This is a genomic window from Burkholderia metallica (assembly GCF_001718555.1).
GTDB lineage: Bacteria > Pseudomonadota > Gammaproteobacteria > Burkholderiales > Burkholderiaceae > Burkholderia > Burkholderia metallica.
Window position 1 is genome coordinate 375,663 of the sequence record NZ_CP013401.1, and the last position, 23,894, is coordinate 399,556.

31 protein-coding genes are annotated in these 23,894 nt (G+C 67.3%); 30 read left to right on the forward strand and 1 reads right to left on the reverse strand.

The genetic code is table 11. The features are described 5' to 3' along the window. Positions 1-180: 180 nt before the first annotated feature. The 29 genes from WJ16_RS01685 (at position 181) to tatC (ending at position 21,635) form a co-directional block, all read left to right on the forward strand. Complete coding sequence (locus WJ16_RS01685) at positions 181-1,317, forward strand: FAD-dependent oxidoreductase (RefSeq protein ID WP_069255567.1); 1,137 nt, start codon at positions 181-183, stop codon at positions 1,315-1,317. 31 nt (positions 1,318-1,348) lie between these two features. Further along, entirely contained in the window at positions 1,349-1,546 is a 198-nt protein-coding gene (gene thiS / locus WJ16_RS01690) for a sulfur carrier protein ThiS (RefSeq protein ID WP_014898319.1), read from the forward strand. Between the two features lie 40 nt (positions 1,547-1,586). Further along, positions 1,587-2,405, forward strand: a complete 819-nt coding sequence (locus WJ16_RS01695; RefSeq protein WP_069255568.1) for a thiazole synthase — start codon at positions 1,587-1,589, stop codon at positions 2,403-2,405. Then, a complete protein-coding gene (gene thiE, locus WJ16_RS01700; protein ID WP_069255569.1) occupies positions 2,402-3,526 on the forward strand; it encodes a thiamine phosphate synthase in 1,125 nt (374 codons plus the stop codon). Before WJ16_RS01695 ends, thiE begins: the two co-directional genes overlap by 4 nt. A gap of 84 nt (positions 3,527-3,610) precedes the next feature. Then, positions 3,611-4,432 carry an ABC transporter ATP-binding protein gene (locus WJ16_RS01705; protein ID WP_006477138.1) on the forward strand — a complete coding sequence of 274 codons (822 nt, stop codon included), beginning with the start codon at positions 3,611-3,613 and terminating at the stop codon, positions 4,430-4,432. After that, the gene (gene mlaE / locus WJ16_RS01710; protein WP_006477137.1) at positions 4,429-5,196 is read left to right on the forward strand and encodes a lipid asymmetry maintenance ABC transporter permease subunit MlaE; all 768 of its coding nucleotides are present in this window, start codon (positions 4,429-4,431) and stop codon (positions 5,194-5,196) included. The genes WJ16_RS01705 and mlaE overlap by 4 nt, the downstream gene beginning before the upstream one ends. Before the next feature lie 13 nt (positions 5,197-5,209). Beyond that, complete coding sequence (gene mlaD / locus WJ16_RS01715) at positions 5,210-5,770, forward strand: outer membrane lipid asymmetry maintenance protein MlaD (RefSeq protein ID WP_069255570.1); 561 nt, start codon at positions 5,210-5,212, stop codon at positions 5,768-5,770. A 31-nt stretch (positions 5,771-5,801) separates the two neighbouring features. Continuing rightward, positions 5,802-6,755, forward strand: coding sequence for an MlaA family lipoprotein (locus WJ16_RS01720; protein WP_069257923.1), 954 nt, complete (start codon positions 5,802-5,804; stop codon positions 6,753-6,755). Positions 6,756-6,866: 111 nt separating this feature from the next. Further along, positions 6,867-7,496, forward strand: a complete 630-nt coding sequence (locus tag WJ16_RS01725) for an MlaC/ttg2D family ABC transporter substrate-binding protein (protein WP_069257924.1) — start codon at positions 6,867-6,869, stop codon at positions 7,494-7,496. Beyond that, a complete protein-coding gene (locus WJ16_RS01730; protein WP_069255571.1) occupies positions 7,493-7,768 on the forward strand; it encodes an STAS domain-containing protein in 276 nt (91 codons plus the stop codon). The genes WJ16_RS01725 and WJ16_RS01730 overlap by 4 nt, the downstream gene beginning before the upstream one ends. A 192-nt stretch (positions 7,769-7,960) precedes the next feature. Then, positions 7,961-8,887, forward strand: a complete 927-nt coding sequence (locus tag WJ16_RS01735; protein WP_069255572.1) for an ABC transporter ATP-binding protein — start codon at positions 7,961-7,963, stop codon at positions 8,885-8,887. After that, a complete protein-coding gene (locus tag WJ16_RS01740; RefSeq protein ID WP_069255573.1) occupies positions 8,884-9,639 on the forward strand; it encodes an ABC transporter permease in 756 nt (251 codons plus the stop codon). Before WJ16_RS01735 ends, WJ16_RS01740 begins: the two co-directional genes overlap by 4 nt. A 55-nt stretch (positions 9,640-9,694) precedes the next feature. Continuing rightward, positions 9,695-9,934, forward strand: a complete 240-nt coding sequence (locus WJ16_RS01745; protein ID WP_069255574.1) for a BolA family protein — start codon at positions 9,695-9,697, stop codon at positions 9,932-9,934. A gap of 14 nt (positions 9,935-9,948) precedes the next feature. After that, entirely contained in the window at positions 9,949-11,298 is a 1,350-nt protein-coding gene (murA, locus tag WJ16_RS01750) for a UDP-N-acetylglucosamine 1-carboxyvinyltransferase (protein WP_069255575.1), read from the forward strand. After that, complete coding sequence (gene hisG, locus WJ16_RS01755) at positions 11,295-11,948, forward strand: ATP phosphoribosyltransferase (RefSeq protein ID WP_069255576.1); 654 nt, start codon at positions 11,295-11,297, stop codon at positions 11,946-11,948. Before murA ends, hisG begins: the two co-directional genes overlap by 4 nt. Before the next feature lie 24 nt (positions 11,949-11,972). Beyond that, entirely contained in the window at positions 11,973-13,289 is a 1,317-nt protein-coding gene (gene hisD / locus WJ16_RS01760; RefSeq protein WP_069255577.1) for a histidinol dehydrogenase, read from the forward strand. Positions 13,290-13,436: 147 nt separating this feature from the next. Then, a complete protein-coding gene (gene hisC / locus WJ16_RS01765) occupies positions 13,437-14,510 on the forward strand; it encodes a histidinol-phosphate transaminase (protein ID WP_069255578.1) in 1,074 nt (357 codons plus the stop codon). Positions 14,511-14,575: 65 nt separating this feature from the next. Further along, positions 14,576-15,163, forward strand: coding sequence for an imidazoleglycerol-phosphate dehydratase HisB (gene hisB / locus WJ16_RS01770; protein WP_011350728.1), 588 nt, complete (start codon positions 14,576-14,578; stop codon positions 15,161-15,163). 66 nt (positions 15,164-15,229) lie between these two features. Further along, a complete protein-coding gene (locus tag WJ16_RS01775; RefSeq protein ID WP_069255579.1) occupies positions 15,230-15,850 on the forward strand; it encodes a YchE family NAAT transporter in 621 nt (206 codons plus the stop codon). Then, entirely contained in the window at positions 15,847-16,488 is a 642-nt protein-coding gene (hisH, locus tag WJ16_RS01780; RefSeq protein ID WP_069255580.1) for an imidazole glycerol phosphate synthase subunit HisH, read from the forward strand. The genes WJ16_RS01775 and hisH overlap by 4 nt, the downstream gene beginning before the upstream one ends. A gap of 163 nt (positions 16,489-16,651) precedes the next feature. Then, entirely contained in the window at positions 16,652-17,407 is a 756-nt protein-coding gene (gene hisA, locus WJ16_RS01785) for a 1-(5-phosphoribosyl)-5-[(5-phosphoribosylamino)methylideneamino]imidazole-4-carboxamide isomerase (protein WP_069255581.1), read from the forward strand. Positions 17,408-17,513: 106 nt separating this feature from the next. Beyond that, a complete protein-coding gene (gene hisF, locus WJ16_RS01790) occupies positions 17,514-18,287 on the forward strand; it encodes an imidazole glycerol phosphate synthase subunit HisF (RefSeq protein WP_069255582.1) in 774 nt (257 codons plus the stop codon). Beyond that, positions 18,287-18,703 (forward strand): phosphoribosyl-AMP cyclohydrolase, encoded by a 417-nt coding sequence (gene hisI / locus WJ16_RS01795; protein ID WP_069255583.1) that lies wholly within the window; start codon positions 18,287-18,289, stop codon positions 18,701-18,703. The genes hisF and hisI overlap by 1 nt, the downstream gene beginning before the upstream one ends. Continuing rightward, entirely contained in the window at positions 18,700-19,065 is a 366-nt protein-coding gene (locus tag WJ16_RS01800; RefSeq protein WP_059499734.1) for a phosphoribosyl-ATP diphosphatase, read from the forward strand. The genes hisI and WJ16_RS01800 overlap by 4 nt, the downstream gene beginning before the upstream one ends. A 69-nt stretch (positions 19,066-19,134) precedes the next feature. After that, positions 19,135-19,527: a DUF4870 family protein gene (locus tag WJ16_RS01805; RefSeq protein WP_069255584.1), complete on the forward strand. Its 393-nt coding sequence runs from the start codon at positions 19,135-19,137 to the stop codon at positions 19,525-19,527. Positions 19,528-19,558: 31 nt separating this feature from the next. After that, a complete protein-coding gene (locus WJ16_RS01810; RefSeq protein ID WP_048251402.1) occupies positions 19,559-19,924 on the forward strand; it encodes a histidine triad nucleotide-binding protein in 366 nt (121 codons plus the stop codon). Between the two features lie 93 nt (positions 19,925-20,017). After that, complete coding sequence (gene tatA / locus WJ16_RS01815; protein ID WP_006751795.1) at positions 20,018-20,248, forward strand: Sec-independent protein translocase subunit TatA; 231 nt, start codon at positions 20,018-20,020, stop codon at positions 20,246-20,248. A gap of 26 nt (positions 20,249-20,274) precedes the next feature. Beyond that, entirely contained in the window at positions 20,275-20,805 is a 531-nt protein-coding gene (gene tatB, locus WJ16_RS01820) for a Sec-independent protein translocase protein TatB (RefSeq protein WP_069255585.1), read from the forward strand. A 41-nt stretch (positions 20,806-20,846) separates the two neighbouring features. Then, positions 20,847-21,635, forward strand: coding sequence for a twin-arginine translocase subunit TatC (gene tatC / locus WJ16_RS01825; protein WP_069255586.1), 789 nt, complete (start codon positions 20,847-20,849; stop codon positions 21,633-21,635). Positions 21,636-21,855: 220 nt separating this feature from the next. On the opposite strand, the gene WJ16_RS01830 is transcribed toward tatC, so the two are convergent. Beyond that, on the reverse strand, positions 21,856-23,061 hold the full coding sequence (locus WJ16_RS01830; RefSeq protein ID WP_069255587.1) for a Do family serine endopeptidase: 1,206 nt from the start codon (positions 23,059-23,061) through the stop codon (positions 21,856-21,858). Positions 23,062-23,082: 21 nt separating this feature from the next. Here WJ16_RS01830 and WJ16_RS01835 point away from each other — a divergent pair, with 21 nt between their 5' ends. After that, on the forward strand, positions 23,083-23,829 hold the full coding sequence (locus WJ16_RS01835; protein WP_069255588.1) for a Nif3-like dinuclear metal center hexameric protein: 747 nt from the start codon (positions 23,083-23,085) through the stop codon (positions 23,827-23,829). Positions 23,830-23,894: the final 65 nt, after the last annotated feature.

A 23,894-nucleotide genomic window follows, 5' to 3' on the forward strand; every position in this document is an offset into this window, starting at 1 on the left:
GCCTTTGCTGCCGGTTTCGTCCTTTTGGGTACGCGCATTGCGCGTTACGGAAGGAATGATGACCGCACAATCTTCAGTCTTTTGCATGATTCCCGGCCCGATGTCGCGTGCGTTCGCACGGGGCGGCGCGCTTGCGTGCGCGTCGGCGTTCGTCGCGCGCGCCGGCGCGGAGGTCGCGCGATGAACGCGCGGAATTCCCGACCCGATTTCGCGGTGCTCGGCGGCGGCCTCGTCGGCCGCCTGATCGCGTGGCGGCTCGCCGGCGACGGGCACCGTGTCGCGCTGTACGAACGCGGCGGCCCGGACGGCGAGCAGTCGGCCGCGTGGATCGCGGCCGCGATGCTCGCGCCGCTCGCGGAAGCGGCCAGCGCGGAGCTGCTGATCACCGAGCTCGGCGCCGCGTCGCTCGCGCGCTGGCCGCAGTGGCTCGCGGAACTGCCCGAACCCGTCTTCTTCCAGCGTCACGGCACGCTCGTCGTCTGGCATCACGCGGATCGCGCGGAGGCGCCGCTGTTCGAGCGGCGCGTGCGCGCGAACGCGCCGGCCGACCTGCTCGACGGCGGCTTCGTCACGCTCGCCGGTGCGCAGGTCGATGCGGCCGAGCCGGTGCTCGCGGGCCGCTTCGCACGCGGGCTGCTGCTGCCGAACGAAGGCCAGCTCGACAATCGCCAGGCGCTGCGCGCGCTCGCGGCGGGCCTCGTCGAGCGCGGCGTCGCGCTGCACTGGCACGTCGCGATCGACGACGCGAACCTGCCCGACGCGCATTTCACGATCGATTGCCGCGGGCTCGGCGCGAAATCCGCGCTGCCCGCGTTGCGCGGCATCCGCGGCGAAGTCGCGCGCGTGCATGCGCCCGGCATCGGGCTCACCCGGCCCGTGCGGCTGCTGCATCCGCGCTATCCGCTGTACATCGCACCGAAGCAGGACGATCTCTATGTGATCGGCGCGACCGAGGTAGAGGGCGAGGACCTGTCGCCCGTCAGCGTGCGCTCCGCGCTCGAACTGCTGAGCGCGGCGTTCTCCGTGCATCCGGCGTTCGGCGAGGCGCGCATCCTCGAACTCAATGCGCAGTGCCGGCCGACGCTGCCCGATCACCGTCCGGCGGTGATCTGGGACGGCGCGTCGACGCTCGCCGTCAACGGCCTGTACCGGCACGGCTTCATGATCGCGCCGGAAGTCGCGCAGGCGGCGGTCGCGGCCGCCGAAGCCGCGCTCGGCGGCGGGTTCGGCGATGCCGACGCGTTCGCCGCGTGGCGCGACGACGCGCGCTGGCCGACGCTCCTTCATCACCGCAACGACGCGCGCCAGCCGGCCTGACGCGCGCCGCCGACGAATTCGACGAAGCCTCATGGATATCCAGATCAACCAACAGACCCTGACGTTGCCCGACGGCGCAACGGTGGCCGACGCGCTCGCCGCGTACGGCGCGCGTCCCCCGTACGCGGTCGCGCTGAACGGCAACTTCGTCGCGCGCACGCAGCACGCGGCGCGCGCACTTGCGACGGGCGACAAGCTCGACGTCGTGCACCCGGTCGCGGGCGGCTGAGCGCGCCGCCGGTTCGTCCCCGCTCTTTCAGGAAAACGACATGACGTCCCTCACTTCCGCCGACGCGCTGACGCTGTACGGCGAAACCTTCGCAAGCCGCGTGCTGCTCGGCACGTCGCGCTATCCGTCGCTGCAGTCGCTGTCCGATTCGATCGACGCGTCGCGTCCCGGGATGGTGACGGTCGCGCTGCGCCGCCAGATGACGGGCGGCGGCACGGCCGAAGCCGGCTTCTTCGATCTGCTCAAGCGCCACGCGGTGCCGCTGCTGCCGAACACGGCCGGCTGCCAGACCGTCGCCGAAGCCGTGACGACCGCGCACATGGCGCGCGAGGTGTTCGGCACCGACTGGATCAAGCTCGAACTGATCGGCGACGACTACACGCTGCAGCCCGACCCGGTCGGCCTGATCGAAGCCGCCGCGCAACTGGTCAGGGACGGCTTCAAGGTGCTGCCGTACTGCACCGAGGATCTGGTGATCGGCCGGCGCCTGCTCGACGTCGGCTGCGAGGCGCTGATGCCGTGGGGCGCGCCGATCGGCACGGGCAAGGGTGTCGTGAACCCGTACGGCCTGCGCGTGCTGCGCGAACGGTTGCCCGACGTGCCGCTGATCGTCGACGCGGGGCTCGGCGTGCCGTCGCACGCGTGCCAGGTGATGGAATGGGGCTTCGACGGCGTGCTGCTGAACACCGCCGTGTCGCAGGCGACGCACCCCGAGATCATGGCGCGCGCGTTCGCGCAGGGCGTCGAGGCCGGCCGCGCCGCGTATCTGGCCGGGCCGATGGACGCGCGCGAAACCGCGCACGCCAGCACGCCGGTCGTCGGGATGCCGTTCTGGCACCAGGACGGGGGCGGCGCATGAGCGCGCGTTTCGCCGATGCATTCTGGCCGCCGGCCGACGAACTGGCCGAGGCGGCCGAGCGGATTCGCGCGCGGCTCGGCGACTGGCCGGGCGACGCGGCGCCGTGGCGGCTCTGCGTCGCGGTGCCCGACGCGCCAGCCGACGGCGACGTGCTGATCGTCTCAACCGGCGACCGCACCGCGCAGGCGCGCGCGTCGGCCGCATCGCGGCCGGCGGCGCCGGACGCGGTCGCGATCGAATTCGACGAGCAGGGTGCGGTGCTGCACGCGGCGGGCGCGCGCTATGCGCTCGACGCCGCGCATCCGCTCGCGGACGACTGGATCGCCGCGCTCGCCGCGTTCCTCGATTGCGGCTTCGCGCCAGTCGACGCGCTGGTGCTGGCGCTGGCCTGGCGCGACGGCGACGAAACGCGCGCCGCCGATGCGTGGCCGGTCGACGCCGCCCGGTTCCCGCGCGTGGCCGGGCTGCCGGCCGCGCCCGAACCCGCGTTCGCGCCGTGCCCCGCGCAACTCGGCCTGTATCCGGTCGTGCCGGACGCCGACTGGGTCGAACGTGTGCTCGATTGCGGCGTGCGGACCGTGCAGTTGCGGGTGAAAGGCGCGACGCCGGACGCGTTGCGGCGGGAAATTGCGCGCGCGGTCGCGGCCGGGCGCCGTTTTCCGGATGCGCGCGTGTTCATCAACGATCACTGGCAGATCGCCGTGGAAGAGGGGGCGTACGGCGTACATCTGGGCCAGGAAGATCTCGAAACGGCCGATCTGGCCGTGATCGCGCGCGCAGGCCTGCGTCTCGGACTTTCGAGCCATGGTTATTACGAAATATTGCGGGCGCTGCACGAGCGCCCCAGCTATCTCGCGCTCGGCCCCGTGTACGCGACCGCGACCAAGGCCGTCGCCGCGCCGCCGCAGGGTCTCGCGCGGATCGCGCGCTATGCGCGCCTCGCGGGCACCCGGGCGCCGCTCGTCGCGATCGGCGGGGTGGGGCTCGACGCGCTGCCGGCCGTGCTGGCGACGGGCGTCGGCAGTGTCGCGGTGGTCAGTGCGGTCACGGGCGCGAGCGATTATCGGGCGGCGATTGCTGCGATGCAGCAATGCTTTTCCGGACAATTTGACAATCATTGACTGCAGGGGCCGGAACGGCGTCACGACATCATTCCAATGCAGGCCCTATAATTCGGCGTTCTGCGTAAAAGGACTGTCAGCTCCGTGAGCCCCACTCCTACCGAGACACTGCTGGAACTTCGCGACGTCGACTTTGGCTACGGCGACCGCCTCGTCCTGTCCAACCTGAACCTGCGCTTCGGGCGCGGGCAGGTGGTCGCGGTCATGGGCGGGTCGGGTTGCGGCAAGACGACCGTGCTGCGCCTGATCGGCGGGCTCGTGCGCGCGCGCCGCGGCCAGGTGCTGTTCGACGGCGCCGATGTCGGCGCGCAAACGCGCGACGGCCTGTACGCGCTGCGCCGCAAGATGGGCATGCTGTTCCAGTTCGGCGCGCTGTTCACCGACATGTCGGTGTTCGAGAACGTCGCGTTCGCGCTGCGCGAGCATACCGACCTGCCCGAAGACCTGATCCGCGACCTCGTGCTGATGAAGCTCAACGCGGTCGGGCTGCGCGGCGCGCGCGACCTGATGCCGTCCGAGGTGTCGGGCGGGATGGCGCGCCGCATCGCGCTCGCGCGCGCGATCGCGCTCGATCCGCAGCTCATCATGTACGACGAGCCGTTCGCGGGCCTCGATCCGATCTCGCTCGGCATCACCGCGAACCTGATCCGCACGCTGAACCAGGCGCTCGGCGCAACGTCGATCCTCGTCACGCACGACGTGCCGGAATCGTTCGCGATCGCCGACTACGTGTACTTTCTGGCCAACGGCGGCGTGCTCGCCCAGGGCACGCCCGACGAGCTGCGCGCATCGACCGATCCGAGCGTGCGGCAGTTCATCGACGGCGCGCCGGACGGCCCGTTCAAATTTCATTACACGAGTCCGCCGCTCGCAGCGGATTTCGGGCTCGGCGGAGGGCGCGCATGATCAGCGCGATCGGACGTTACGTCATCGGCGGCCTCGAGCGCGCGGGCTACGGCACGCGGCTGTTCGTGCGCCTCGTGCTGGAATTCTTCCCGCTGCTGCGCCGGCCGCGGCTCGTCACGAAGCAGATCCACTTCCTCGGCAACTATTCGTTCGTGATCATTGCCGTGTCGGGGCTGTTCGTCGGCTTCGTGCTCGGCCTGCAGGGGTATTACACGCTGAACCGCTATGGTTCCGAGCAGGCGCTCGGGCTGCTGGTCGCGCTGTCGCTCGTGCGCGAACTCGGGCCGGTCGTCACCGCGCTGCTGTTCGCGGGCCGCGCGGGCACGTCGCTCACGGCCGAGATCGGCCTGATGAAAGCCGGCGAGCAACTCACCGCGCTCGAAATGATGGCGGTGGACCCGATCAAGAACGTGATCGCCCCGCGCATGTGGGCGGGCATCATCGCGATGCCGCTGCTCGCCGCGATCTTCAATGCGGTCGGCGTGCTCGGCGGCTACTTCGTCGGCGTCGTGCTGATCGGCGTCGATCCGGGTGCGTTCTGGTCGCAGATGCAGGGCGGCGTGCAGGTCTGGGCCGACGTCGGCAACGGCGTGCTGAAGAGCATCGTGTTCGGGTTCGCCGTGACCTTCATTGCGCTGTATCAGGGGTATGAAGCGAAGCCCACGCCCGAAGGCGTGTCGCGCGCGACCACCAAGACGGTCGTGTTCGCGTCGCTCGCCGTACTCGGCCTCGATTTCCTGCTGACCGCGCTGATGTTCAGCTAAGCCATATTTTGGAATGACGATGAAAAAGACTGCTCTCGACTTCTGGGTCGGCCTGTTCGTGGTGGTGGGCTTCCTTGCGGTGCTGTTCCTGGCGCTGAAGGTCGGCAACATGAGCTCGCTGTCGTTTCAGCCGACCTATTCGGTGAAGATGAAATTCGACAATATCGGCGGGCTGAAGCCGCGCGCGGCCGTGAAGAGCGCGGGCGTCGTGGTCGGCCGCGTGAAGTCGATCGGCTTCGACACGAATACGTACCAGGCGCTGGTGACGATCGACGTGGACGGCCAGTATCAGTTCCCGAAGGATTCGTCGGCGAAGATCCTCACGTCCGGCCTGCTCGGCGAGCAATATATCGGCCTCGATCCGGGCGGCGACACCGAAATGCTGAAGGCGGGCGATACGATCACGATGACGCAGTCGGCGATCGTGCTCGAGAACCTGATCGGCCAGTTCCTGTACAGCAAGGCCGCCGATGCGGGTGGTGCGAAGCCGGCAGCCGGGGCATCGGCAGCACCTGCCGCGCCCGCACCGGTCGCGGTGCCGGCGTCCGCGGTGTCCGGTTCGGCGGCCCAATAACCACACGAGAGAAAACAAGAGGGTAATGACCATGCACACGATCCGCATCAGGCACGCCGCGCTGGCGGTAGCGGCAGTCGCCGCGTTGAGCGGCTGCGCGACCGTGCAGACGCCGACCAAGGGCGATCCGCTCGAAGGCTTCAACCGGACGATGTACAAGTTCAACGACACGGTCGACACGTACGCGCTGAAGCCGGTCGCGAAGGGCTACCAGTACGTGGTGCCGCAGCCGGTGCGCGACAGCGTGACGAACTTCTTCTCGAACATCGGCGACGTCTACATCGCGGCGAACAACATCGTGCAACTGCGGATCGCGGACGGCGTCGGCGACATCATGCGGGTCGTGATCAACACGGTGTTCGGCGTCGGCGGCCTGTTCGACGTCGCGACGGTCGCGAAGCTGCCGAAGCACACGGCTGACTTCGGGATCACGATGGGCCGCTACGGCGTGCCGTCGGGCCCGTATCTCGTGCTGCCGCTGCTCGGCCCGAGCACGCTGCGTGACACGGCCGGCCTGGGCGTCGACTACGTCGGCAACCCGCTCACCTACGTGAAGCCGGACGGCCTGAGCTGGGGCCTGTTCGGCGTGAACCTCGTCAACACGCGTGCGAACCTGCTCGGCGCGGGCGACGTGCTGGATGCCGCGGCGCTCGACAAGTATTCGTTCGTGCGCAACGCGTACCTGCAGCGTCGCCAGATGCTGATCAGCAACGCGCGCGGCGAGGCGGTCGCGACGTCGAGCAACGACGCACTGCCGAAGTACGACCTGCCGGAAGACGGCGCGGCACCGGCGGCAGCCGGTGCGGCCGGTGCCGCGGTGGGCGGCGCGACGGCGCCGGCAGGCGCGTCGGGCGCGGCAGTGGCTGCGCCGGCGTCGGGCACGGCCGAATCGCCGAACCCGGCCAGCGAGACGAACGTGCCGGCGATGCAGGTGGCGCCGCCGTCGCCGGGCGGGTTCCGCTTCCCGAGCATCCGGCTGCACTGACGAGCTTACATTCGTTACAGCCGGAAACGATTCAGTCGGTAGCGTGCGCGAACTTGCGCGTAAGCTACCTGCTCCAACCTTCGCATCGACTCATTCATGCAGGTCACTATGATGAAAAAACTGTTCCTGATCCCCGTTTTCGCCGCGCTGTTCTCGTTCGGCGGCGCCGCTTACGCGCAAGTCGACCAGTCGAATCCGCAGGCACTGATCAAGACCGCGACGCAGCAGGTGCTCGACGAGGTCAAGCAGCAGACGATCAAGCAGGGCGACACCAACCGCATCATCACGATCGTCAACAAGGACATCCTGCCGTACACGGATTTCCGCCGCACCACGCAGCTCGCGATGGGCCGCAACTGGCGCACCGCGACGGCCGAGCAGCAGCAGCAGGTTCAGGAGCAGTTCAAGCTGCTGCTGATCCGCACGTATTCGGGCGCGCTCGCGCAGCTGAAGCCGGACCAGCAGATCCAGTACCCGCCGTTCCGCGCCGATCCGGCCGATACCGATGTCGTGGTCAAGACGGTCGCGATGAACAACGGCCAGCCGGTGCAGATCGACTATCGCCTGTACAAGACGGCGAACGGCTGGAAGGTGTATGACCTGAACGTGCTCGGCGCGTGGCTGATCCAGACGTACCAGCAGCAGTTCAACGAGAAGATCCAGCAAAGCGGCGTGGACGGCCTGATCCAGTTCCTCACGCAGCGCAACCAGCAACTTGCCGCCGGCAAGCAAGCGTCGTGAGCGGCTTCGAAGCCGGCTCGTCGCTGACCGTCGCGAGCGCGAAGTCCGCGCTCGCGGGCGGTCTTGCGCGCATCGACGCGGGGGCGACCTCCGTCGACTGCGCGGCGTTGACGCAATTCGACTCGTCCGCGCTCGCCGTACTGCTCGCATGGCAACGTGCCGCCAAAGCCCGCGGCGCGACCCTCGACATTCTCAATCTCCCCCCGAAGCTCGCCAGCCTCGCGCGCGCCTACGGCGTCGACGCGCTCATCGAAGGCACCGGGCGACATTGACCCTGTCCGACCGAAGCCTGCCGCGCCGCCCGGCGCGCGCAAGCTTCAGGCCGCGCGCCTCCGGCGCCGGCTCCACCAGCCGGTTTGCCCTATAATCAAGCGTTTTGCGGGGCAGCCAATCGGCGTCCGGCCCCCATTTTCTTTCGCAGCAAGCACAGAATAGGCGTCGCGGCCCTGGCGTCGCGCACAGTCATGTCAGCCATAGAAATCCGTCACGTCAAGAAGCGCTACAAGTCGCTTCAGGCGCTCAAAGGCGTCAGCCTGTCGGTCGAGGAAGGCGAGTTTTTCGGTCTGCTCGGCCCCAACGGCGCAGGCAAGACCACACTCATCAGTATCCTCGCCGGGCTCGCCCGGGCCGACGAAGGCAGTATCTCGGTGCGCGGTCACGACGTCGTCAAGGACTTCCGCGGCGCGCGCCGCGCACTCGGCGTCGTGCCGCAGGAACTCGTGTTCGACCCGTTCTTCACCGTCCGCGAGACGCTGCGGCTCCAGTCCGGCTACTTCGGCCTGCGCCGCAACGACGACTGGATCGACGAAGTGATGGCCAACCTCGACCTCACCGAGAAGGCCGACGCGAACATGCGTGCGCTGTCGGGCGGGATGAAGCGCCGCGTGCTGGTCGCGCAGGCGCTCGTGCACCGCCCGCCCGTGATCGTGCTCGACGAACCGACCGCCGGCGTCGACGTCGAACTGCGCCAGACGCTGTGGAAATTCATTTCGCGCCTGAACCGCGAAGGCCACACGATCGTGCTGACCACCCACTACCTCGAGGAAGCCGAGTCGCTGTGCGACCGTATCGCGATGCTGCGTCGCGGCGAAGTGGTCGCGCTCGATCGCACCGACGCGCTGCTGCGCCGCTTCGCGGGGCTGCAGCTGTACCTGCGCTTCGCGGCCGGCGCGCTGCCGGCCGAGCTGCGCGGGCTGGAGTCCGATCCGGCCGCCCGCGCGCCGGGCGAGCACCTGCTGCGTCTCACGAGCTACGACGATGTCGAGCGCATCCTCGCGCAATGCCGCGCGGCGGGCTGCGCATTCGACGAGATCGAGGTCCGCAAGGCGGATCTCGAAGACGTGTTCGTCCAGGTGATGAACGGGGCCGAGGTGATCGAGGGTCTGGCATGAGCGGGTTTCAAACACTGTTCTACAAGGAACTGCTGCGTTTCTGGAAAGTGTCGTTCCAGACGGTGTGCGCGCCGATCGTGACGGCGCTGCTGTACTTGACGATCTTCGGCCACGCGCTGTCGGGCCGCGTCGAGGTCTATCCGGGCGTCGAGTACGTGAGCTTTCTCGTGCCGGGCCTCGTGATGATGAGCGTGCTGCAGAATGCGTTCGCGAACAGCTCGTCGTCGCTGATCCAGTCGAAGATCACCGGCAACCTCGTGTTCGTGCTGCTGCCGCCGCTGTCGTACCGCGACATCTTCGGCGCGTACGTGCTCGCGTCCGTGGTGCGCGGCCTCGTGGTCGGCGCGGGCGTGTTCGTCGTGACGATCTGGTTTATCCCGATGCATTTCGCGGCGCCGCTGTTCATCATTGCGTTCGCGCTGCTCGGCTCGGCGATTCTCGGCACGCTCGGCCTGATCGCCGGCATCTGGGCCGAGAAGTTCGACCAGCTCGCCGCGTTCCAGAACTTCCTGATCATGCCGCTGACGTTCCTGTCCGGCGTGTTCTACTCGACGCACTCGCTGCCGCCCGTGTGGCGCGAGATCTCGCGTCTCAATCCGTTTTTCTACATGATCGACGGCTTCCGTTTCGGGTTCTTCGGCGCGTCCGACATCAACCCGTTCGCGAGCCTCGCGATCGTCACCGGTTTCTTCGTGCTGCTCGCACTGATTGCGATGCGGCTGCTCGCAACCGGCTACAAACTGCGTCATTGATATCGACGGCAGCGGCCGCCATCCGGGCGGCGCGCGCCGACAGGAGCCTTACACCATGTTGCCGACTCCCGAACAGGTCAAGCAATACATCGCCGGCGGTCTCGTCTGCACCCATCTGGAAGTCGAAGGCGACGGCCAGCATTTCTTCGCGACGATCGTGTCGGCGGCCTTCGAAGGCAAGCGCCCGATCCAGCGGCACCAGCTCGTCTACGCGGCGCTCGGCGATCGCATGAAACAGGAAATTCACGCGCTCAGCATGAAGACGCTGACGCCCGCCGAATGGCAGAACGCATAACCGGAAATCACTGAGTGCAAGTCACCGTCAACGAGCGCGACGCCGTCCAGAGCGTCGCCACGGCACACCCGGCCGTCAACGGGGAAGCGCAGGGGCAGGGAATGGACAAGCTCGTGATCGAAGGCGGCCGCCGTCTGTCGGGCGAGATCGTCGTGTCGGGCGCGAAGAACGCCGCACTGCCGATCCTGTGCGCAGGGCTGCTCACCGCCGATCCGGTCGATCTCGACAACGTGCCGAACCTGAAGGACGTGCGTACCACGCTGAAGGTGCTGAACCAGATGGGTGTGAAGAGCGAGACCGACGGCGCCCGCGTGCAGCTCGACGCGTCGCGCGTCGACAACCTCGTCGCGCCTTACGAGCTCGTGAAGACGATGCGCGCATCGATCCTCGTGCTCGGGCCGCTGCTTGCGCGCTTCGGCGAGGCGAAGGTGTCGCTGCCGGGAGGCTGCGCGATCGGCGCGCGCCCGGTCGACCAGCACATCAAGGGCCTGCAGGCGATGGGCGCCGAGATCAGCATCGAGCACGGCTTCATCGAAGCCCGCGCGAAGCGCCTGAAGGGCGCGCGCATCGTGACCGACATGATCACGGTGACGGGGACGGAAAACCTGCTGATGGCCGCGACGCTCGCCGATGGCGAGACGGTGATCGAAAACGCCGCGCGCGAGCCGGAAGTGAGCGATCTCGCACACTTGCTGGTCGCGATGGGCGCGAAAATCGACGGCATCGGCACCGATCGCCTCGTGATCCAGGGCGTCGAGCGGCTGCACGGCGCGCGCCATTCGGTGATCCCCGACCGCATCGAGGCCGGCACGTTCCTGTGCGCGGTCGCGGCGGCCGGCGGCGACGTGAGGCTGACGGGCGTGCGCCCGCACATCCTCGACGCGGTGATCGACAAGCTGCGCGAAGCCGGCGTGTCGATCGAGGAAGGCGACAGCTGGCTGCGCGTAAAGATGGACCGCCGCCCGTCGGCCGTGACGATCCGCACGTCGGAATACCCGGCGTTCCCGACCGACATGCAGGCGCAATTCATGGCCCTCAATACGGTCGCGACCGGCACCGCGCAGGTCGTCGAAACCATTTTCGAGAACCGCTTCATGCACGTGCAGGAGCTGAACCGGCTCGGCGCGAACATCACGATCGACGGCAACACCGCGCTCGTGACGGGCGTCGAGAAGCTGTCCGGCGCGACCGTGATGGCGACCGACCTGCGTGCGTCGGCGAGCCTCGTGATCGCGGGGCTGCGCGCCGACGGCGAAACGCTCGTCGACCGCATCTATCATCTGGACCGCGGCTACGACCGCATGGAAACCAAACTGACCGCCGTCGGCGCGAACGTGCGCCGCCTTTCCGGGAGCCAAGCATGACCGCGCCGCTGACCCTCGCCCTGTCGAAGGGCCGGATTTTCGAGGAAACCCTGCCGCTGCTGGCCGCGGCCGGCGTGCAGGTTACCGAGGATCCGGAAACGTCGCGCAAGCTGATCCTGCCGACGACGAACCCCGACCTGCGCGTGATCATCGTGCGCGCGAGCGACGTGCCGACCTACGTCGAATACGGCGCGGCCGATTTCGGCGTGGCCGGCAAGGACGTGCTGGTCGAGCACGGCGGCTCGGGCCTGTACCAGCCGATCGATCTGAACATTGCGCGCTGCCGGATGTCGGTGGCCGTGTCGGCCGGTTTCGACTATGCGAACGCCGTGCGCCAGGGCGCGCGGCTGCGCGTCGCGACCAAGTACGTCGAAACGGCGCGCGAACACTTTGCCGCGAAGGGCGTGCACGTCGACCTGATCAAGCTGTACGGCTCGATGGAGCTCGCGCCGCTGGTCGGGCTGGCCGACGCGATCGTCGACCTCGTCAGCTCGGGCGGCACGCTGAAGGCGAACAATCTGGTCGAGGTCGAGGAGATCATGGCGATCTCGTCGCGCCTCGTCGTGAACCAGGCTGCGCTGAAGTTGAAGCGCACGGCGCTCAAGCCGATTCTCGACGCGTTCGAACGCGCGTCGCAGAATGGCGGTTGAGCGCATCACCGTAACGGAACTCCCATGTCCATCACCATCCGCAAACTCGATTCGACGAGCGAAGGCTTCGGCGCCGAGCTGCGCGCGCTGCTCGCATTCGAGGCGAGCGAAGACGCGGCGATCGAGCAGTCGGTCGCGCAGATCCTCGCCGACGTGAAGTCGCGCGGCGATGCCGCGGTGCTCGAGTACACGAACCGCTTCGACCGGCTGAACGCGACCAGCGTCGCCGCGCTGGAGCTGCCGCAGGACGCGCTGCAGACGGCGCTCGACGGTCTCGCACCGAAGGCGCGCGCCGCGCTGGAAGCGGCCGCGGCGCGGGTGCGCGCGTACCACGAGAAGCAGAAGATCGAGTGCGGCACGCACAGCTGGCAGTACACGGAAAGCGACGGCACGGTGCTCGGCCAGAAGGTCACGCCGCTCGACCGCGTCGGCCTGTACGTGCCGGGCGGCAAGGCCGCGTATCCGTCGTCGGTGCTGATGAACGCGATTCCCGCGCGCGTCGCGGGCGTCGGCGAGATCGTGATGGTCGTGCCGACGCCGGACGGCGTGAAGAACGACCTCGTGCTCGCCGCGGCGCTGCTCGGCGGCGTCGATCGCGTGTTCACGATCGGCGGCGCGCAGGCGGTCGGCGCGCTCGCGTACGGCACGGCGACGGTGCCGGCCGTCGACAAGATCTGCGGCCCGGGCAACGCGTACGTCGCGTCGGCGAAGCGCCGCGTGTTCGGCACGGTCGGCATCGACATGATCGCCGGGCCGTCGGAAATCCTCGTGCTGTGCGACGGCACGACCGATCCGAACTGGGTCGCGATGGACCTGTTCTCGCAGGCCGAGCACGACGAGCTCGCGCAGTCGATCCTGCTGTGCCCGGACGGGGCGTTCCTCGACCGCGTCGAGAAGGCGATCGACGAGCTGCTGCCGTCGATGCCGCGTCGGGACGTGATTCGCGCGTCGCTCGAAGGCCGCGGCGCGCTAATCAAGGTGCGCGACATGGCCGAAGCGTGCCGGATCGCGAACGATATCGCGCCGGAGCACCTCGAAATCTCGGCGCTGGAGCCGCAGCAATGGGGCCAGCAGATCCGCCATGCGGGCGCGATCTTCCTCGGCCGCTACACGAGCGAGAGCCTCGGCGACTATTGCGCGGGCCCGAACCACGTGCTGCCGACGTCGCGCACCGCGCGCTTCTCGTCGCCGCTCGGCGTGTACGACTTCATCAAGCGCTCGAGCCTGATCGAAGTCAGCGCCGAAGGCGCGCAGACGCTCGGCGAGATCGCGTCCGAGCTCGCGTACGGCGAAGGGCTGCAGGCGCACGCGAAGAGCGCCGAGTTCCGGATGAAGAGCTGACCGCGCGCTGCGCGGGGGCCGGAGCGGGCGCTGACGCGCCGGCCCGGCCCGTACCCCGAAGGCCGGGGCTGGAGACACCTGGGCAGGGCGGCCGCCGCCGCGTTGCCGATCATTTGACGCCGGCGCGACGCACGCCGGCTTGAGACCATGACGACGCCACAAGACATCATCCGCCGCGACGTGCTCGCGATGACGAGCTATCCGGTGCCGGACGCGAGCGGGTTCGTGAAGCTCGACGCGATGGAGAACCCGTACTCGCTGCCCGAGCCGCTCGCCGCGGCGCTCGGCGAGCGGCTCGCGCAGGTCGCGCTGAACCGCTACCCGGCGCCGCGCCCGGCCGCGCTGCTCGACAAGCTGCGCCACGCGATGGGCGTGCCGGCTGCCTGCGACGTGCTGCTCGGCAACGGCTCGGACGAAATCATCAGCATGATGTCGGTGGCCTGCGCGAAGCCGGGCGCGAAGGTGCTCGCGCCGGTGCCGGGCTTCGTGATGTACGAGCTGTCCGCGAAGCTCGCGCAGCTCGAATTCGTCGGCGTGCCGCTGAAGGCCGACCTGACGCTCGACGTCGACGCGATGCTCGCGGCGATCGCCGAGCACCAGCCGGCGATCGTCTATCTCGCGTACCCGAACAACCCGACCGGCACGCTGTACGACGATGCCGACATCGAACGCATCGTCGCGGCCGCGCGGCAAAGCCTCGTCGTGATCGACGAGGCGTACCAGCCGTTCGCCGTGCGCTCGTGGGTGCCGCGTGCCGCCGAGTTCGACAACGTCGTCGTGATGCGCACGGTGTCGAAGCTCGGCCTCGCGGGCATCCGCCTCGGCTACCTCGTCGGTTCGCCCGTGTGGCTGACCGAATTCGACAAGGTGCGCCCGCCGTACAACATCAACGTGCTGACCCAGGCGACCACCGATTTCCTGCTCGACCACCTCGACGTGCTCGACGCGCAGGCGGCCGACCTGCGTGCGCAGCGTGCGTATCTCGCGCAGGAAGTGGCCGCGCTGCCGGGCGCGACGGTGTTCCCGAGCGCCGGCAATTTCCTGCTGGTGCGCGTGCCGGACGCGGCCGCCGTGTTCGACGCGCTGCTCACCGAACGGGTTTTGGTCAAAAACGTGAGTAAAATGCATCCGTTGCTGGCTGAATGCGTGCGGCTGACCGTCGGTTCTCCCGACGAAAACGCGCGCCTGCTGGCCGCTTTGAAACTCGCGCTGCCCGGTTGAGCCTCTGGGCGCCGCAGCGCGAAACGATCAATCCCCATTTACATCGACTCAGTCAAGGAATTGCCATGCGTGTGGCGGAAGTCGTTCGCAATACCAGCGAAACGCAGATCCGTGTGAAGCTCAATCTCGACGGCACGGGCCAGCAGAAGCTGGCCACCGGCGTGCCGTTCCTCGACCATATGCTCGACCAGATCGCGCGACACGGTCTGGTCGATCTCGAGGTTGAAGCGCATGGCGATACGCACATCGACGATCACCACACGGTCGAGGATGTCGGCATCACGCTCGGTCAGGCCGTCGCGAAGGCGATCGGCGATCGCAAGGGCATCCGCCGCTACGGCCATTCGTACGTGCCGCTCGACGAAGCGCTGTCGCGCGTCGTGATCGATTTCTCGGGCCGGCCGGGCCTCGAATTCCACGTGCCGTTCACGCGTGCGCGGATCGGCACGTTCGATGTCGACCTGTCGATCGAATTCTTCCGCGGTTTCGTGAACCACGCGGGCGTCACGCTGCACATCGACAACCTGCGCGGGATCAACGCGCACCATCAGCTCGAGACCGTCTTCAAGGCCTTCGGCCGCGCGCTGCGCGCGGCGGTGGAGCTGGACGAGCGTGCGGCGGGGCAGATCCCGTCGACGAAGGGCAGCCTCTGAACCTGAACTGACCGGACGAAGCGTCAAGGACAACCTCACGGCTTCGGCGCGCGGCGCCGGCTTGCGATGGATCTGCTCAAATCGTTCATTTCGCTGCTGGCGCTGATCAACCCGGTCGGCGCGGTGCCGTTCTTCCTGAGCCTGACGGCGCAGCAGACGGAGGCCGAGCGGCGGCGCACGGTCCGGATCGCGTCGGTGTCGGTGTTCTGCGTGATCACGGTGACGACGCTGCTCGGGCAGCAGATCATCGATTTCTTCGGCATTTCGGTCGGGTCGCTCGAAGTGGGCGGCGGGATCATCATGCTGCTGATGGCGATCAACATGCTGAATGCGCAGATCGGCAACACGCGATCGACGCCGGAGGAGCGCCACGAAGCCGAGCTGAAGGACAACATCGCGGTCGTGCCGCTGGCGATTCCGCTGCTCACGGGCCCCGGCTCGATCAGCACGGTGATCATCTATGCGGCGAACTCGCGTCACTGGTATGAGCGAGCCGGGCTGGTCGCGATCGGCGCGGCCCTGGCTTTTCTGTGTTTCGTCGCGATGCGGCTCGCCGAGCCGATCGCGAACTGGATCGGCCGCACGGGCATCAACATCGCCACGCGGCTGATGGGTCTGATGCTGTCGGCGCTGGCGGTGGAATTCATCGTCAACGGATTGAGGGCGCTACTGCCTGCACTGAGATGAAAACTTCGATTGCGATTGTGGATTATGGGATGGGCAACCTGCGCTCGGTCGCGCAGGCGCTCAAGAAGGCCGAACCGGCCGCCGACGTGGCGATCGTCGACACGCCGGCCGCGATCCGCGCGGCCGACCGTGTCGTGCTGCCCGGCCAGGGCGCGATGCCCGACTGCATGCGCTCGCTCGGCGAATCGGGTTTGCAGGAGGCCGTGATCGAGGCGTCGCGCACGAAGCCGCTGCTCGGCGTGTGCGTCGGCGAGCAGATGCTGTTCGACTGGAGCGCGGAAGGCGACACGAAGGGCCTCGGCCTGTTGCCCGGCAAGGTCGTGCGCTTCGAACTCGACGGCCGCCTGCAGGACGACGGCTCGCGCTTCAAGGTGCCGCAGATGGGCTGGAACCGCGTGCGCCAGTCGCAGCCGCACCCGCTGTGGGACGGCGTGCCCGACGACGCGTATTTCTACTTCGTGCACAGCTATTACGTGAGCCCGGACAACCCGGCGCATACGGTCGGCGAAACGGCGTACGGCGCGCCGTTTACGTCCGCGGTCGCGCGGGACAACCTCTTCGCGACCCAATTCCACCCCGAGAAAAGTGCGGAGGTCGGGTTGCGTCTGTATCGCAACTTCGTACACTGGAAACCGTGAACGTCGCGTGCGTGCCACAGTCGGCGAGCCGGAAAGGCCCGTCGCACGGGGCTTGCACGCCTAAGCGCCGAAAGAGTTGTACTAAACTAGCGAGACGGCGCGGTACCGGATTGGCCGGTACGCGCCGGATTCTTTTCTTCTTCCACGACGACACCCGATTGCTATGTTGCTGATTCCGGCCATCGACCTCAAAGACGGTCAGTGTGTGCGCCTCAAACAGGGCGATATGGACCAGGCCACGATTTTCTCCGAGGACCCGGCGGCGATGGCCCGCAAGTGGGTCGATCTCGGCGCCCGGCGGCTCCATCTCGTCGACCTGAACGGCGCATTCGCCGGCAAGCCGAAGAATCTCGAGGCGATCGAAGCGATCCTCGATGAAGTCGGCGACGAAATTCCCGTCCAGCTCGGCGGCGGCATCCGCAGCCTCGAGACGATCGAGAAGTATCTCGACGCCGGTCTGTCCTACGTGATCATCGGCACCGCGGCCGTGAAGAATCCGGGCTTCCTGCAGGATGCGTGCACCGCGTTCTCCGGCAGCATCATCGTCGGGCTGGACGCGAAGGACGGCAAGGTCGCGACCGACGGCTGGAGCAAGCTGACCGGCCACGAAGTGGTCGATCTCGCGAAAAAGTTCGAAGACTACGGCGTCGAGTCGATCGTCTACACGGACATCGGCCGCGACGGGATGCTGCAGGGCATCAACATCGAGGCGACCGTGAAGCTCGCGCAGGCGGTCGGCATCCCGGTGATCGCCAGCGGCGGCCTGTCGAACCTCACGGACATCGAGCAGCTGTGCGAAGTGGAAGAGCACGGTGTCGAAGGCGTGATCTGCGGCCGTGCGATCTACTCCGGCGATCTCGATTTCGCGGCCGCGCAAAAGCGCGCGGACGAACTGAACGGCGAACTCGACAACGCGTAAGCGCGGTTGTCCCGCTCGCCGGGGCTGCCCGCAGGCGGCCCCGACCGGAAGCCTCGCGCGAGGTTTCCGCAACCGGCCGTCCCAGCGCGGCATTTGGCGCAACATCATGGCTCTAGCTAAACGCATCATCCCCTGCCTGGACGTGACTGCCGGGCGTGTCGTCAAGGGCGTCAACTTCGTCGAGCTGCGCGACGCCGGCGACCCCGTCGAGATCGCCCGCCGCTACGACGACCAGGGCGCTGACGAACTGACGTTCCTCGACATCACCGCGACCTCCGACCAGCGCGACCTGATCCTGCCGATCATCGAAGCCGTCGCGTCGCAGGTGTTCATTCCGCTGACCGTCGGCGGCGGCGTGCGTGCCGTCGCCGACGTGCGGCGCCTGCTGAACGCGGGCGCGGACAAGGTCAGCATGAATTCGTCGGCGGTCGCGAATCCGCAGCTCGTGCGCGATGCGGCCGACAAGTACGGTTCGCAATGCATCGTCGTCGCGATCGACGCGAAGCGCGTGTCGGCCGACGGCGAAGCGCCGCGCTGGGAAGTCTTCACGCACGGCGGCCGCAAGAACACGGGCCTCGACGCGATCGAATGGGCGCGCAAGATGGCCGAGCTCGGCGCGGGCGAGATCCTGCTCACGAGCATGGACCGCGACGGCACCAAGTCGGGCTTCGACCTCGCGCTCACGCGCGGCGTGTCGGACGCGGTGCCGGTGCCGGTGATCGCGTCGGGCGGTGTCGGCTCGCTGCAGCACCTGGCCGACGGCATCAAGGACGGTCGCGCCGATGCGGTGCTGGCCGCGAGTATCTTCCACTACGGCGAGCACACGGTCGGCGAGGCGAAGCGCTTCATGGCCGACCAGGGCATCCCGGTGAGGCTGTGATGAATACGGAAACGAATGCATTGCCCGCGTGGCTCGACAAGGTCCGCTGGGACGACAACGGCCTAGTGCCGGTGATCGCGCAGGAAGCGTCGACGAACGACGTGCTGATGTTCGCGTGGATGAACCGCGAGGCGCTGGCGAAGACGATCGAGACGCAGCGCGCGGTCTACTATTCGCGCTCGCGCAAGCGCCTGTGGTTCAAGGGCGAGGAGTCGGGCCACGTGCAGCACGTGCACGAGGTGCGGCTCGATTGCGACGAGGATGTCGTGCTGTTGAAGGTCGAGCAGGTGTCGGGCATCGCATGCCACACCGGCCGGCATTCGTGCTTCTTCCAGAAATTCGAAGGCACCGTGGAGAGCGGCGACTGGGTCACGGTCGAACCGGTGCTGAAAGACCCCGAACACATCTACAAATGACGCAATCGACCGAAGACACGCTGCTGCGCCTCGCGGCCGTGATCGATAGCCGCAAGGGCGGCGATCCCGACCAATCGTACGTATCGCGCCTGTTCCACAAGGGCGACGACGCGGTGCTGAAGAAGATCGGCGAAGAGGCGACGGAAGTCGTGCTGGCCGCGAAGGACGTGCGTCAGGGCGGCGCGCCTGCCGCGCTCGTCGGCGAGGTGGCCGACCTGTGGTTCCACTGCCTCGTGATGCTGTCGCACTTCGACCTGAGCCCGGCCGACGTGATCGCCGAGCTCGAGCGCCGCGAAGGATTGTCGGGTATCGAGGAGAAGGCGCTGCGCAAGCGTCGCGAGCGCGAGGAAAACGGCGGGTGACAGGCCCTCGTCGCGAGATGGCCACAGTGCGGTAAGCTGTAAGAATTGTCATCTAACGGGGGTAGCATCATGACCGATACGCGAAGCGAGTTTCCGCCGCCGTTGGTGCCGGGCGGTGCGGATGCCGAACGTCTGGCCGGCCTGCGCACGCTGACGCACGTGCTCTACGGCCTCTACGCGTTTCATTGGCTCACGGGCGGCGTCACGGGCATCATCGCGATCATCATCAACTACGTGAAGCGCGACGATGTGGCGGGCACGCCGTATGCCGCCCACTTCGAGTGGCAGATCCGCACGTTCTGGCGCGCGCTGATCGCGTACGTGATCGGGTTCGCGCTGATGTTCGTGGTGGTCGGATTTGCAGTGATGTTTGTCACATGGATCTGGACGCTGTACCGTATCATCAAGGGTTGGCTGTACCTGAACGACAACAAGCCGCTCGATCCGCAGGCCTGGTTTTGACCGGTCGCGTTCGGGCGTCTGCAGGAGCAACATGAGTCACGATCCGAATTGCCTGTTCTGCAAGATCGCGGCAGGCGAGATCCCGAGCACGAAGGTGCACGAGGACGACGAATTCGTCGCGTTCCGCGACATCCGCCCGGCGGCCGAGACGCACGTGCTCGTGATTCCGCGTCAGCATCTGCCGACGCTGTCGGCGGCGAGCGAGGGCGATGCGCCGATGCTCGGCCGGCTGATGCTGCTCGTGTCGCGTCTCGCCGAGCAGCTCGGGGTCGCGTATACCGGCGGCGAAACCGGTTTCCGTACGGTGATCAATACGGGCCCGGGCGGCGGGCAGGAGGTCTACCACCTGCACGCGCATATCCTGGCCGGTCCGCGCCCCTGGCAGCGGATGGGTTGACGGCGCGGGGCGTTTCCCCGCATCGATAGTCGAAGCCGGCGCGTTGCCGGCGATTTGCGCCGCGCAGCGGCGTGGTTGAGGAGAGGTTTCATCATGGGTGGATTGAGCATTTGGCACTGGCTGATCGTGCTGCTGATCGTCGCGCTGGTTTTCGGTACGAAGAAGCTGCGCAACATCGGCAACGATCTCGGTAGCGCCGTGAAGGGTTTCAAGGACGGCATGAAGGAAGGCGAAACGCCGGCCGACGCGCAGCAGCTGCCGCGCACGGGCACGGTCGACGTCAACGCGAAGGAAACGACGCGTTCCGACTCGAACAAGGCGTAACGCCGGCACGCTGACAGGCATTCGCGATGCTGGATCTCGGTCTTTCGAAGATGGCGCTGATCGGCGTCGTCGCGCTCGTGGTGCTCGGCCCGGAGCGCCTGCCGCGCGTTGCGCGTACGGCAGGCGCGCTGTTCGGCCGCGCGCAGCGGTACATCAACGACGTGAAGGCCGAGGTCTCGCGCGAAATCGAACTCGACGCGCTGCGGACGATGAAGACCGATTTCGAGACGGCTGCGCGCAACGTCGAAACGACGATTCACGACAACCTGCGCGAGCACGAGAAGGAACTGAACGACACGTGGCATTCCGCGGTCGGCGGTCTCAACGAAGCGGCGGGCGACGCCGGTTCGTACGGTTCCGGCGAGTCCGCGGCGCCGTCGTGGCGCGGCAGTCCGGCCGCGCTCGCGCCGAAGCGTCGCAACTGGCGCGTCAAGCAGGCGGCTGCGCCTGTCTGGTACAAGCGTGCGACCACCCGCCGGACGCACGTGCAGTCGGGCGCCGCGCGTGTCGCGCGCCACCAGCCGGCCAGCCTGCGCCGGCCGACGCGCTTCTTCTGAGTCGAGCGCATGCTCGCTCGTCAATCCTACCGAGGGCCGGTGTGAGCGACCCCCAGCAGACCCCGGGCGACGCCCCGGAAGAAACCTTCATTTCCCATCTCGTCGAGCTTCGCGATCGCATCATTCGCGCGGGGGCGGCCGTGATCGTCGTGTTCCTCGGGCTCGTCTACTGGGCGCCCGACATCTTCCGGCTGCTCGCGCGGCCGCTGATGGAGAATCTGCCGAAGGACGGCAAGATGATCGTCACCGACGTCACCGGCTCGTTCTTCGTGCCGATGAAGGTCACGATGCTCGTCGCGCTCGTGATCGCGCTGCCGATCGTGCTGTACCAGATCTGGGCATTCGTCGCGCCGGGGCTGTACCAGCACGAGAAGAAGCTCGTCGCGCCGCTCGTCGGCAGCAGCTACTTCCTGTTCCTGTGCGGGATGGCGTTCGCGTACTTCCTCGTGTTTCCGACGATCTTCCGCGTGATGGCGCACTACAACGCGCCGCTCGGGGCCGAGATGACGACCGACATCGACAACTACCTGAGCTTCGTGCTCGGGATGTTCATCGCGTTCGGGGTCACGTTCGAGGTGCCGATCGTCGTCGTGCTGCTCGTCCGGATGGGGGTGCTGTCGCTGAAGAAGCTGAAGGAGATGCGGCCGTACGTGATCGTCGGCGCGTTCGTCGTCGCGGCGGTCGTCACGCCGCCGGACGTGTTCTCGCAACTGATGCTCGCGCTGCCGCTGGTCGTGCTGTTCGAGATCGGGCTGTTGGCCGCGCGGTTCTTCGTACCCAAGAAGCCGGCCGAGGAAGGCGACGCCGAGAACGGCGAAGCCGCCAGCTGACGTTGGCGCGCTGGACGGTGCGTGGTGCGGCCGGGCTTGTTCGGTCGGACCCGGGCAGCGCGACCGCCGTGTAGCAGCCCCGGAAGCGGGCGGAACGACCTGCCCGGCAACGACGGGCTTCGATATTCGATGGAAAGCAAAAGGGCAGCCAACCGGCTGCCCGTTTTGCTTCCGACGGCGTTTGGCGGTCGACGCGCGGCGGCGCGCCGCGCCCCACGCGTCATTCGCTGTCGCTGTCCTGCTCGTCGAGCGTCTGCTTCGGCGGCGGCGGGCGCTTGCCGATCACGACGTTCACGTCGAACTCCTTGCCCTTGCGCACGACGTGCACCTTGGTCGGCGTGCCGGGTTTGATCTGCGCGACGGTGTTCAACAGCTTCGTCGTGTCGGTGATCTCGTCGCCGTTGACCGAGACCAGGATGTCGCCCGGCTTGATGCCGGCCTTGTCGGCCGGGCCGCCCTGCAGCACGCCGGCGACGATCGCGCCCGATTTCTGCGACAGCCCGAACGACTCGGCGATCTCCGGCGTGACGTCCTGCGGCTCGACGCCGATCCAGCCGCGCGTGACCGAGCCCGTCGTGATGATGCTTTCGAGCACCGTGCGTGCGGTGGATACGGGAATCGCGAAGCCGATGCCGAGCGAGCCGCCCGAGCGCGAATAGATGGCGGTGTTGATGCCGAGCAGGTTGCCGTTCACGTCGACCAGCGCGCCGCCGGAATTGCCGGGATTGATCGGCGCGTCGGTCTGGATGAAGTTCTCGAACGTGTTGATGCCGAGGTGGTTGCGGCCGAGCGCGCTGATGATCCCCATCGTGACCGTCTGGCCGACGCCGAACGGGTTGCCGATCGCGAGCACGACGTCGCCGACGCGCGACTGGTCGGAGCGGCCGAGCGTGATCGTCGGCAGGTTCGTCATGTTGATCTTCAGCACCGCGAGGTCGGTCTCGGGATCGCTGCCGATCACCTTCGCGGTGCCGGTGCGGCCGTCGGCGAGCGCGACTTCGATCTGGTCGGCGCCGTCCACGACGTGCTGGTTCGTTAGAATGTAACCTTCAGGGCTCACGATGACGCCCGAGCCAAGGTTGGCGGCCGGTTCATCCTGTTGCTTGCGGGCGTTGCGGTCGCCGAAGAAGTAGCGGAACAGCGGATCTTTCGCGCGCGGGTCGGGCGGCAGCGAGCCGTCCTTGCTGGAGAACACGTTGACGACGGCCGGCATCGCCTTTTGCGCGGCTTCCGCGTACGACGTGGTCGCCGGAGCGCCGCCGATGCCCGGCGCGACTTCCCGCAGCGCAACGATCGGCGTGGCGAGCTGCTTGCCGAGCTGTCCTTGCCGTTGCAGCCATTGCGGCTTGAGCGTCACGACGATGAACATCAGCGCGAGCAGCACGGTGACCGCCTGCGCGAAGAACAGCCAGAAGCGTCTAAGCATCTGAATGGATTAGAGGTTTATATGGATCGGATCGAACTCGAATTGTACTTGAACAATACCCTTGAAACCGCGCGCTTCAAGGACTATTGCCCGAATGGCCTTCAGGTCGAGGGGCGCCGCAAGATCGAGAAGATCGCCACCGGCGTCACGGCGTCTGTCGCGTTTCTCGAAGCCGCGCTCGAATGGGGGGCCGACGCCGTGCTCGTCCATCACGGCTATTTCTGGCGCAACGAGCCGGCGCAGATCACGGGCCGCAAGTACCAGCGCCTGAAGCTGCTGCTCGCAAACGACCTGAACCTGTTCGCATTCCACCTGCCGCTCGACGCGCATCCCGAATACGGCAACAACGCGCAGCTCGGCGAGCGGCTCGGGCTGATCGGCGACCAACGCTTCGGCGACGGCGACCTCGGCTGGATGGCGACGCTGCCGATGCCCGTCACGCTCGAGCACTTCGTCGCCAAGGTCGAGCACACGCTCGGCCGCACGCCGCTCGTGCTAGGCGATCCGGACATGCAACTGCGCCGCATCGCATGGTGCACCGGCGCCGCGCAAAGCTATTTCGACGCGGCGATCGATGCCGGCGCAGACGTGTTCCTGACCGGCGAGGTGTCCGAATACGTGACGCACACGGCGGCCGAGAGCGGCGTCGCGTTCGTTGCGGCGGGGCACCATGCGACCGAGCGCTACGGAATCCAGGTGCTGGGCGCCCATTTGTCCGAAAAATTCGATATCGAACACCTTTTCATCGATATTCATAACCCGGTCTGAATGCCGGATTTGCGGCGGCGCATCGAAATTTCACAATGTAGTGGATGCTTAAAAGCGAAATGATT